We start from the raw sequence: 9,965 nt of genomic DNA, 5'->3' as shown, positions 1-9,965 counted from the left end.
TGGAACCGCCGTATGCGGACCCGCATGTACGGTGGTGTGAGAGGACGGGGGTTAATCACCCCCTCCTACTCGATTGCGAAGATAGTCGTAAAACAACAAAAACCACCGACAGCGGTGGTTGATCTTATGGGATATAAGCGAACAAAAGCCTGTTTTTGACAGATTTTAAGTAAGGGGTGCTATCTCAAGCTCTTATAATAATAGTATAACTGATTTGAAAAGATAAGTCTATATTTTTCCTCTAAAACCTTTTATTGTTATATAAGCCGGCCGGCACAAATATGAAATGGTGAGAGGTAGAAGGATGGCAGCTTCCAAAAATAGAACGGCAGCAACAACATTACATTCTTATAGGAGGGTTGTAGTATGCAAATTTTGATGATACGTCATGGAGAATCGGAAGCGGATATACTGAAGGTACACGAAGGGCGGGCGGATTTCCCGCTAACCGAGCTGGGGCGTAAGCAGGTTAAGCTGATGGCGGAGAAGGTGAATCGGCAGTATCCTCCCGACTTCATCTGGGCGAGCACGTTAAGAAGAGCGAGCGAAACGGCGGGGGTGTTAGCGAACACCGTTGGCTGTCCGGTTCAATATGAGGATGAGCTCATGGAGTATAATAACGGCGTTTTAGCAGGGCTGTCCTATGAAGAAGGGAGAAAATATGCGCGGCCGAAGGCAGCACATGAGCGGATTGAAAACGGAGAATCGGATATCGAGTTTCGAATGCGAATCGAGGTCATTTTTTCAAAAATTTTGAACTCCTCCCCGTACGAGAGAATCGCCATCGTAGCCCATGGCGGGGTTATCAATAATTTGCTGCGATCGTTCTTAAAAATGCCGGTTACCAAAGAGTTCGGATTCAGCAATGGAGACACGGCCATTCATCTTGTAGAAATGACTGCCGGCAGCAGAAAAGTCCATTTCTTGAATGATACTTCACATCTTGATGGGCTGATGCAAAGCAGTTGATCCCGGGCAACGGAGGGTGAGTCGGGCCCGCTAAAGCGGGCTTGTATCCTATGACTTGAAAAGTAAGCGTACCCATTATGAAAGTTTTGTAAAATGGTTATTTTGTGCGTGCAATAGGCTCGGAACTGTGCTACGATACCTTGAGTTTAATGGAACGGAACGAAAAAGAGAAGGTGACATCATGGATTCCATTCAAGGGAAACAGCACGGGGGAAGTACCGAGCAATTCAATTTATTTTTTCTTACATGGCCGATATTTTTGGAAGTTTTTCTGTTTATGCTCATGGGGATCGCCGATACGTTTATGCTTAGCGCCATTTCGGATAATGCCGTTTCGGGAGTCGGGGCCGCGAATCAATACTTGGGCATTGCCATCCTCATACTGGAGGTTATCGGGAACGGCGCCTCCATTGTAGTGGCGCAATATATTGGCTCCCGCAAGCTGATCGAAGCCGCCAAAATATCGGCTCATGCCGTAACGCTCAACCTGCTTGTAGGCTTGGTGATCAGCCTCGGGTTTATTCTGTTCAACGGCGCCATGCTTAAGACCTTGAATTTAAGCGGGGATATCCTGGTTCACGCGCAGAGCTATCTGCATATCGTGGGCGGCGGCATTTTCCTGCAGGCTATCATTAATTCATTGGCCGCGATCATTCGGGTTCACGGATTTACCAAGCAAGCGATGCTCGTATCACTCGGTATGAACCTGGTGCATATAGCCGGAAACTACACGCTGATTTTCGGTCATTTCGGGTTTCCGCAGCTGGGCGTTCAAGGCGCGGCTATATCGTCCATAGGAAGCCGTGCGGTGGCGGTCCTCGTCTTTCTGTGGCTGCTCTACCGGGTGATGGAGGTACGGGTAGAATTGAAATATTATTTTACCCTATCGCTTCAATATATTCGGAATATTTTGCAAATCGGGATTCCCTCCGCGATGGAGCAAGTAATGTATCACGGCTGCCAGACGATCTTTTTGTTTTATGCGACCTTCCTGGGGGCCGAAGCGTTAGCGGCAAGACAATACGCCTCCAATATCTCCATGTTTATTTACTTGTTCGCCATAGCTATCGGCATGGGTACATCGATTATCGTCGGTAGACTGGTAGGGGCGAACCGGCAGGATGAAGCCTACAAGAGGGTGCTGTCCAGCGCGCGTTGGGCAAGTGCGGCCACCCTGCTCATGGTAGCATTAGTGATGGTGTTCCGGAAACCTCTGATGGGATTGTTCACGGTAGACCCGGAGATCATTCGACTGGGTGCGAACGTACTGCTGCTGAGCATTGTATTGGAAACGGGGCGTACGATCAATATTGTGCTGATCAACTCGCTTCGCGCTGCGGGAGATGCCAAGTACCCTCTGTGGGTCGGGATCTTCACAATGGTGGGGATGAGCCTGTCGCTAGGCTATCTGTTCGTCTTCAAGCTAAATATGGGCCTGGCGGGTATTTGGCTGGCTATCGCCTCTGACGAATGGTCCCGCGCGATCATTATGTATTTTCGCTGGAAGAGCCGCGCTTGGGAGAAGCACGGGCTCGTACGGCATGAATATAAAGAGCAATCAGCCGGTGTCTAACCACCCGCTGCATGAAAAAAGGAGCCGTTCAGGCTCCTTTTTACTCATAAACCATAACCCAATACTTCTCTTCTCCCGGAGCTCCTTCTTCCACAAGCTTCTTCCAGCCGTTGCGCTCGTAGAACTTCAATGCTCTCTCGTTTTTGGAGACGCATTTTAGCTTCATGGGCCTTCCCATGGTCTCGGCAGCGGCCTTCAGCAATTGACCTCCTGCGCCATTACCGGAACACTCGGGATGCACAAAGAGATTATGAATAAAATGATCCGGCAAGTACAACGATATAAATCCCATGATTCGATCATAACCTTCAGCTACCAGGATGAGCTCATCCTGCGTGCTTATATCGAAGTCCTCCAAGCGCATAGCTTCGGTATGGTCCCACCAAAAGCTGCTTCGCCGCGCTTCCAGAAACAATGCTCTTAATTCAGGATAATCGGATTCATTCGCTGTACGAATATTCAAGCTCTCACACTCTCTTTCTTTGGCTTTGATATATAGTATACGATACTCCGCTTGATTTTTGCGAATGGGATTAGTCCTCGGCGCCCTTCGCTACGTTCGTCTGCAGTGAAGCTCCCTGCTTCTCGGCGCGATATAGTAAGGAACAAATGATGGCGATAGCCGCAACAACCGTCATTCCCCAGAAAATATTGGTGTAAGCAAGGGGGAGAGGCAGGCTTTTTTGCATGGTGAGCGAGGTTCCTGTGACAGCAACGCTGAAGGCTCCGCTAAAAAATTGCAGCAGCTGGAACAGTCCCATTCCCGCGCCGATATGCTCTTTGGGCACGATACGCGATATTTCATTGGATACGCTGGTGGTCAGGGCCGAGAAGCTGACACTGAGCAGCATGTAAGTCACAACGATGGCATAGACGGAATGCACGGCCAGCAGGGCGAACAATGCGGCCGCTGCGATGAGCAGCCAAGGAGCATAACGGAACAGCATGGAGTTGCCGAAGCGGTCGATCATTTTGCCAATCCAGGTAGAGGCCAGCATCGACAGCACCGCTCCCGGAAATAATACGAGACCGGATTGCCCCGGCGTCAAGGCATACAGATGAGCTAGAATTTGCGGCACTAAAAATAAAGTGACGAAGCTGCTCATATAGGCCATAATTCCGATGGCATTAAGATTCATAAAAGATTTGTTGCCGAATAGTGAGGGCTGAACGAATGGATTATTCGTGCGGCGAATCCGCATCCAGAACAATACCAGAGCGAGCACTCCCGCAGCCAGCATCCACCAGGAACGGTTGGTTAAGAACAGCAGAGAGCCTGTGGTGCCGATAGCGATCAGCACGGCTCCCGCAATGTCGAAGGAGCCTCTTTGCGGCTGCTCATTGGGTAGCAGCTTGTAAAACACAGGCGTCAACAGCAGGGTGACTGCTGTAACGAGAAACAAATCGTTCCATCCCAAGTATTGGGTAATGGAACCGCCGATCACAGGACCGAGACCCAGACCGAGCGAGCTTGCCGACATGACAATTGACATGGATTTGCCGCGTCTCGATAGAGGAATATAGCGGGTCAGCAGCACAATTCCTAACGCCGGTACAGAAGCAGCCCCGGAGGCTTGAATCAGGCGCGCCATAAGCAGCAGAACAAAATGATGGCTAAAGAAGCCTAACACAGAAGCGCCTCCAAGAGACAGCAGCCCTATCGTGAACAGCTTGCGGATGGGCACGAAATCGGATAACCGCGAATAAGTGATGGACGAAATGGCAAACACAATGGAGTAGCCCGTGACAATCCAGGAAGCCGCAACAGGAGACAGGCTGAAATCGATGGTGATCTTGGGCAGAGCCAGATTGAACATCATCGTGTTCATGACAACGAGAATGACGGTAAAACCGAGAAGAGGGATGACCCAGCTTTCCTTGAAGCTGTTTCCCACCCCGGCATCGGTGCTTGAATGGGGAGTTGCAGATTGGCTATTCATAAAGCCCTCCTTAGGGTAACGGAATATTTGTCCAATATTTCGATTGTTATCGAACAATAGAAATATATCATGAGATGTGCTATAATTCAATAAGGTCAGTGTAAATTTTTTGAAAAATATAAGGGGGATTGTCTTTGAAGATTTTATTTCATCCCGCCGTTGACGATATTCATTTGAGCTCCGTCTTATATGCATTAAGCGATCCGGTCCGTTTGAGCCTAGTCAGCATGGTCGCCCGGCAGGGCGCTCAGCCGTGCAGTTCATACGAGCTTCCTGTAGCCAAGTCTACGGCTTCCCATCATATTCGAACTCTGCGTGAAGCGGGGGTAGTTCGAGTGCAGGTTCAGGGTACCCAGCATATTGTAGATCTTCGGAGGGAAGATTTGGAAGCGCGGTTCCCCGGGCTGCTGGATGCGATCTTGAATGCGTCACAATAATAGATTCGTCGTAGAGGAACAACCCTCTCCTGATAAAGGGGAGGGTTGTTTGGCGCGGCTAGAGCTCGGCTGGCCTTCCCTACTGCAGCCAGCTCTGCAGCTTGGCCTGATAGGAGCAGTCTTGGGCGAAAAACTAGCAAGGTCCGGCTTTGCAGCTCCGCAGTTTCTGTAACGCCTGGGAAAAAGGGAATGGCAAAAGGCGTGAAGGGCTTTACTTTTTGAAAAGCCGGTGTATAATACTAGAAACATACACATTTTCCCGTAAGAGAGCAGGGGACGTAAAATCACTTAGGTGGTTTTTGCGTCCCTTTTTGCCGTTCAAATTAAACCAGAAGGGACGATACTTATGATGTTTAATCCTAGAGATCGTTATGTCATTATTAACGCGGATGATCTCGGAATATCCGATAGCGTCAATCAGGCTATTATGGAGATGTTTCACGCAGGGGCCATTACGTCCGCATCGATCATGATGCCGGGAGAGAGGGCTCAGGCTGCGGCGGCATTTTGCAGAAGGTATCCGTCAGTTCGGGTCGGGATTATTAGACAAACCATCGAGCAGCAGCATTTACGTTTGATTTCGTGGAGGGACATTCGGGATGGGCAGCGATTCGGGGAATGGTAAGGCAACTGTGGAAAACAAAAAAGACAGTCCGCTTTCAGCTTGCCTGCAGCGGCTGCCTGTTGATGCACTAATACCTTTGGCCATTTTTATAAAAAGCGGAGCATCGTTCTAACCTCATGTACGCACATAAAAACGCTTGCAGGATTGACGATGAACCATCCCAAGCCGGTAAGCAACACACATATACATGTTGTGCGGGTAAGACTAAGCAATGGGTCCATGATGCGCAAAGTTCTCCCCCTCCGTTCATCTTCTGCTGTTACAGCATATGCACGGCTTGAGAAGTTTGTCTGTGGAGAGGGGGACCTTTGGAATCAATATTTTAAGCTGAATCAGCTGCCGGACCATAAGGCTTTCGCAAGCAAGGTGTAGGAGTGAAGCCGCTTCTTGTAATCCTTGATCATAGTGACCACGATAAATTCATCAACGCCGTAGAGGTGTGACAGCTCCTCCAGCTGCATCTTGACTTTCTGCGGAGTACCGACCAGCCATTTTCGGACCGAGGATGACGAGGAGTCTTCTTCTCCAGTGCTTTGCTGCCCAAAGGGAGCCATACCCGCAGCCGCTAGTTGCTCGGCCTCTTCTTCGGTTTCGGCGCAGACGACCCCGATGGCCGCGATCGCTCGAGGCAGCGGGCTAAGACGCGACGGAACGAAAGCCTCGCGGTACGCGTCGAGCACCTCCTTGCCGTTCACATCGCTCATGAACTGCCCGAATACATACCCGGCTCCTATCTCAGCCGCATAAGCGGCGCTCTTACGGTTCGTACCGAGCATCCACAGCTCCGGCGGCACTGGGGGAGCAGGACGTGCGGTAACCTTCTGCCCATCCAGCTCGAAGCTGCCTTCGAGCAGCCTGATGAGCTCCTGCAATGTATCGGGCAGCTGCCGGACATGCTCGAGGAAGTTGCCGCTCAGCGCAATGCTGACATGCGCCGAACCGCCGGGTGCGCGGCCGATGCCTAGATCCACCCGCCCTGGGTAGAGGCTTGCGAGCAGGTGGAATGACTCCGCTACCTTGAGCGGCTTATAGTGAGGCAGCAGCAGGGCGCCCGAACCGATACGGATGCGCTCCGTCCGCGCCCCGACGTGGGCTAACAACACCTCCGGCGAGGTGCAGGCCAGATGCGGCATATCGTGATGCTCCGCAACCCAATAGCGGATATAGCCCAGCTGCTCGGCCGTTTGAGCCAGCTCTACAGCTTGGGATAACGCATAGGTAGCGTCTGCTCCATCCAGAACAGGAACCAAATCCAATACACTGAGCTTCAAAGACTTCATACCTTCTCCTTTCCGTATCCCTTCCTGCATTTTCAATCGAATATATTCATCCTTCACCGTAGCTTGATACCTGCTTCAATCAATTTAAGCCACTTTGATCGGTTCGCTCTCATTAATTTATCAGCCAACTTTGTAAATTCGAACGCTGCCCACCCCCAACCCCTTTAGGCGGACCGAACAGGGTATCCATCAAGGAGAATAAACCCCCGGTAGGAGTATAACGAAACCTTGCCCCAGCGTGAAGGATGCAGGCACTCCAGAAGTCGTCGGCAGCCGGGATGCTTTTTTTCGACATAAAAAAAGCGAAAGGCCGTAAACAGGGTATCCCTTATAGGGGCGATAATAGCAGTGGCCGGAAGGCTCCCCCACCGGGTACCGGGGCAAACTTACAGATTTTCAAGTTTCTCAATAGACCACCCCTGTGCATCGGGTTATCCCATTGTATCATAACCATCCGTCATACTCATCAGAGATGCGCTTGGAGAGAAGAGGGGTTGACAAACAGGAAAATGTATTCTATTGTATCAAGTGTACTACACGTATTAATACACGTAAACTTCGGTGATTTGAAAAAGGGGGGGAGAAACTTTGCCAATACATATCGATGAGCGCAGTACGACCCCCATTTGGGAACAGATCGTTCAGCAAGTTAAGGAGCTTATATTGAAAAAGGTGCTCCGTCCGAACGACAAGCTGATGTCTGTTCGCGAGCTTGCTTCCGCTCTGCTGATTAACCCGAATACGGTAAGCAAGGCGTATCAGGAGCTGGAACGGCAGAGCATTATTGAAACCCGAAGGGGAAAAGGAACTTTCGTCACGGAGGCTTTGTCCTCAGCTCAAGGAAATGAGCAGAAGATCAAGGAAATCCGGGAGTCTCTGAAGCTGCTTGTCATGGAGTCATCCTATATCGGCGTCAGCCGTGACACGCTGGTTCAATGGATTGACGGCTATTTGAAGGAATGGGGAGGCGAAGACGATGTTAACCGTCCGCAATCTAAGTAAACATATCGATGGCAAACCCATTATTAGCGGGGTTCATTTTGAAATCAAGCGAGGGACGATTACCGGGCTGATCGGCCGTAACGGCGTAGGGAAGACGACTTTGCTAAGACTTTTGGCCGGTATTTTAGACCCGGATGAAGGGGAAGTAATGCTGGAGGGAGTTAACCTGACGGCCCATCCGGAGGTCAAGCAATCCCTGTACTATGTGCCCGATTCCATGAGCATGTACAACAGCTACAATGTCAAGGAGCTGGTCCGCTTACACCGCCATATGTATGAGTCGTTCGATGAGCAAGCGTTGTACGGTTGGATGGATCAGTTTCAGCTGCCGGCGAACCGGTCGATACGCAGCTTTTCCAAAGGGATGAAAGCTCTGCTGTTCATGATCATAGCCTTATCTACGCGCGCAAGGCTGATCTTGCTGGACGAGCCGACGAACGGCCTGGATGTTATCGTGAAGAAGCAGATTATGCAGCTGCTCATAGAGGAAGTATCCGAGCGGGAGACGGCTTTATTCATCTCCTCCCATCACTTGCAGGAGCTGGAGAAGGTAGCCGACGTCATTATGATGATGAAGGAGACGGAGATCGAATCCGTCATCCGAATCGGAGAGCTGCAGGAGACGTACAAAAAAGTCCAGGTCGCCTTTGCCGACACTATGCGTAATCCTCTCTCATCATTACCCGATGTGGAAGTATTGTCACAGGTCGGGCGGGTGGCTACGCTGCTGCTGAAGAACGATACGGCAGGAACAATGAAGGCATTGAAGAACAGCGATCCGCTGCTGCTGGATGAGCTGCCGGTAACTATAGAAGACTTATTCATTACGAAGCTGGGAGGGGATCAGCATGCTTCATAAGGGATTATGGTTTCAAAATTACAAGCAATCCAAATACATCCTTTGGGTGATTTGGCTCACAGCCGTGTTGAGCGGCGTTCAATTTTACAATCATGCCGGTAATGTGGCATCGCACCTTCAATTTTACATGGAGATTGGGAGGAACTATCAGGACGAGTACCAATACAATTTCTATGCTAGCGTGGAAATGATCTCCGCTATACAGCTGCTGCTGTGCATCGGGCTGGCGGCTGTTTTGGTCGGCCTCGGGCGAACGAATCAGACGCTGGAGCTCGCCTATGCGATGCCTGTGAAAAGAGAGCATATATTCTTAACCAAATGGTTGCTTGGAGTGGTTCACATCATCGGAGCGACTACGGCTGGATTCTTGATCCAACTGGCCATAATCCATACGACCGTTTTGAGCACATTTTTGCCGGATCGTTTGATGGAAATCTATTATTTGCACCAGCTTTTCACTCTTTGCGCGGTGTTCAGCCTGTCCCTATGGATCGGATTTGTTGGAGGGAACGTTATCTCTCAAATCGCTTTCTGCATCATCCTTCCGCTGGTTCCATACGACTTATATGGTTGTATGAAGGGACTCGTTTCGATGCATTATTTTGCGATGGGCATTATGAATACAAGGGAAGACTGGCTGTTCCTTCGGGAAATGAGCATTCTGTTCGAGCATATTTCCTTTCCGATCAAGCTGCTGCATGTGAATTCGTTATTCGCCTTAGCAAACTTTACGGCCGGGAACGATGAATCCTATTTGTGGAAAGTACGCCAGCTGTACTTCGGAATCCATTCCTTTATCGTCCCTGTACTGGTTACAGCGGGAAGTGTATGGGGAATGCACCGGATGGCGAGGACATCGAGAAACGAAAACAACGGAAAGCTGCTGTTAAACGAACGCTTGCGTCCCTATTTGGTAGCCGGTGGTATGGTATGCGTCTTCCTGTTCGGAGGGACGCTTCTGGAGGGAATGCTGGGTAATCACTATTATGGAAGGGAAGGCCAGCATGCACAGAAGTATGTGCAAAATTTAATCATTTTCTACACTTCCGGCGCCGTCTCGGCGGCCGTGGCAGCCTTTATCATCCGCAAATGGCTCGGGGGTAAAGGACTGCCGGGCAGAAGACGGACCAGCGCAAGTTAAACAGATAAATGAGATATGAAAAGGGAGCATAAGGGACCTGCTGCGGCAGGTTCCTTATTGGTTATGTACGCCCAGCATGGGCGTCATCTCTACGGTGAAAGTCCGGAATGGGGGCTGGCAAGCGCCTACCATTAGCCAA

The 9,965-nt window shown here is 50.3% G+C and carries 10 protein-coding genes; 7 read left to right on the top strand and 3 right to left on the bottom strand.

The window, feature by feature from the left end; genetic code table 11:
- The first annotated feature begins 366 nt into the window (after window positions 1-366).
- Window positions 367-969, top strand: a complete 603-nt coding sequence (locus tag B1728_RS35345) for a histidine phosphatase family protein (RefSeq protein WP_079915104.1) — start codon at window positions 367-369, stop codon at window positions 967-969.
- A gap of 181 nt (window positions 970-1,150) precedes the next feature.
- Complete coding sequence (locus B1728_RS35340) at window positions 1,151-2,542, top strand: MATE family efflux transporter (RefSeq protein WP_079915103.1); 1,392 nt, start codon at window positions 1,151-1,153, stop codon at window positions 2,540-2,542.
- A gap of 40 nt (window positions 2,543-2,582) precedes the next feature.
- Here B1728_RS35340 and B1728_RS35335 read toward each other — a convergent pair whose 3' ends face one another.
- Together B1728_RS35335 and B1728_RS35330 are read right to left on the bottom strand one after the other, a co-directional pair.
- Complete coding sequence (locus B1728_RS35335) at window positions 2,583-3,005, bottom strand: GNAT family N-acetyltransferase (RefSeq protein WP_079915102.1); 423 nt, start codon at window positions 3,003-3,005, stop codon at window positions 2,583-2,585.
- Window positions 3,006-3,075: 70 nt separating this feature from the next.
- The gene (locus B1728_RS35330; RefSeq protein WP_079915101.1) at window positions 3,076-4,482 is read right to left on the bottom strand and encodes an MFS transporter; all 1,407 of its coding nucleotides are present in this window, start codon (window positions 4,480-4,482) and stop codon (window positions 3,076-3,078) included.
- Window positions 4,483-4,616: 134 nt separating this feature from the next.
- On the opposite strand from B1728_RS35330, the gene B1728_RS35325 reads away from it, so the two are divergent.
- Both B1728_RS35325 and B1728_RS35315 read left to right on the top strand, forming a co-directional pair.
- Window positions 4,617-4,919 (top strand): ArsR/SmtB family transcription factor, encoded by a 303-nt coding sequence (locus B1728_RS35325; RefSeq protein ID WP_079915100.1) that lies wholly within the window; start codon window positions 4,617-4,619, stop codon window positions 4,917-4,919.
- A gap of 346 nt (window positions 4,920-5,265) precedes the next feature.
- Window positions 5,266-5,544 carry a ChbG/HpnK family deacetylase gene (locus tag B1728_RS35315; RefSeq protein WP_079915098.1) on the top strand — a complete coding sequence of 93 codons (279 nt, stop codon included), beginning with the start codon at window positions 5,266-5,268 and terminating at the stop codon, window positions 5,542-5,544.
- A gap of 332 nt (window positions 5,545-5,876) precedes the next feature.
- Here the strand turns inward: B1728_RS35315 and B1728_RS35310 are convergent, their stop codons facing one another.
- Entirely contained in the window at window positions 5,877-6,824 is a 948-nt protein-coding gene (locus B1728_RS35310; RefSeq protein WP_079915105.1) for an MsnO8 family LLM class oxidoreductase, read from the bottom strand.
- Between the two features lie 588 nt (window positions 6,825-7,412).
- Between B1728_RS35310 and B1728_RS35300 the strand changes: the two genes are divergently transcribed.
- From B1728_RS35300 to B1728_RS35290, 3 genes are read left to right on the top strand one after another with little or no spacing between them, the layout of a single operon-like run.
- Window positions 7,413-7,826, top strand: a complete 414-nt coding sequence (locus tag B1728_RS35300; RefSeq protein WP_079915096.1) for a GntR family transcriptional regulator — start codon at window positions 7,413-7,415, stop codon at window positions 7,824-7,826.
- Complete coding sequence (locus tag B1728_RS35295; RefSeq protein ID WP_079915095.1) at window positions 7,801-8,685, top strand: ABC transporter ATP-binding protein; 885 nt, start codon at window positions 7,801-7,803, stop codon at window positions 8,683-8,685. The genes B1728_RS35300 and B1728_RS35295 overlap by 26 nt, the downstream gene beginning before the upstream one ends.
- Complete coding sequence (locus tag B1728_RS35290) at window positions 8,675-9,826, top strand: Re/Si-specific NAD(P)(+) transhydrogenase subunit beta (RefSeq protein WP_079915094.1); 1,152 nt, start codon at window positions 8,675-8,677, stop codon at window positions 9,824-9,826. Before B1728_RS35295 ends, B1728_RS35290 begins: the two co-directional genes overlap by 11 nt.
- Window positions 9,827-9,965: the final 139 nt, after the last annotated feature.

Source organism: Paenibacillus sp. 32352, from assembly GCF_002042965.1.
Lineage (GTDB): Bacteria > Bacillota > Bacilli > Paenibacillales > NBRC-103111 > Paenibacillus_S > Paenibacillus_S vulneris.
Note: the sequence above shows the minus strand (reverse complement) of the source record. Positions and strands in the feature narration are given on the sequence as shown.

What these genes read in the sequence shown, in the direction of transcription:
- B1728_RS35345 (WP_079915104.1), top strand. Translation starts at nt 367, where the DNA reads ATGCAAATTTTGATGATACGTCATGGAGAATCGGAAGCGGATATACTG.
- B1728_RS35340 (WP_079915103.1), top strand. Translation starts at nt 1,151, where the DNA reads ATGGATTCCATTCAAGGGAAACAGCACGGGGGAAGTACCGAGCAATTC.
- B1728_RS35330 (WP_079915101.1), bottom strand. Translation starts at nt 4,482, where the DNA reads ATGAATAGCCAATCTGCAACTCCCCATTCAAGCACCGATGCCGGGGTG.
- B1728_RS35315 (WP_079915098.1), top strand. Translation starts at nt 5,266, where the DNA reads ATGATGTTTAATCCTAGAGATCGTTATGTCATTATTAACGCGGATGAT.
- B1728_RS35310 (WP_079915105.1), bottom strand. Translation starts at nt 6,824, where the DNA reads ATGAAGTCTTTGAAGCTCAGTGTATTGGATTTGGTTCCTGTTCTGGAT.
- B1728_RS35295 (WP_079915095.1), top strand. Translation starts at nt 7,801, where the DNA reads ATGTTAACCGTCCGCAATCTAAGTAAACATATCGATGGCAAACCCATT.
- B1728_RS35290 (WP_079915094.1), top strand. Translation starts at nt 8,675, where the DNA reads ATGCTTCATAAGGGATTATGGTTTCAAAATTACAAGCAATCCAAATAC.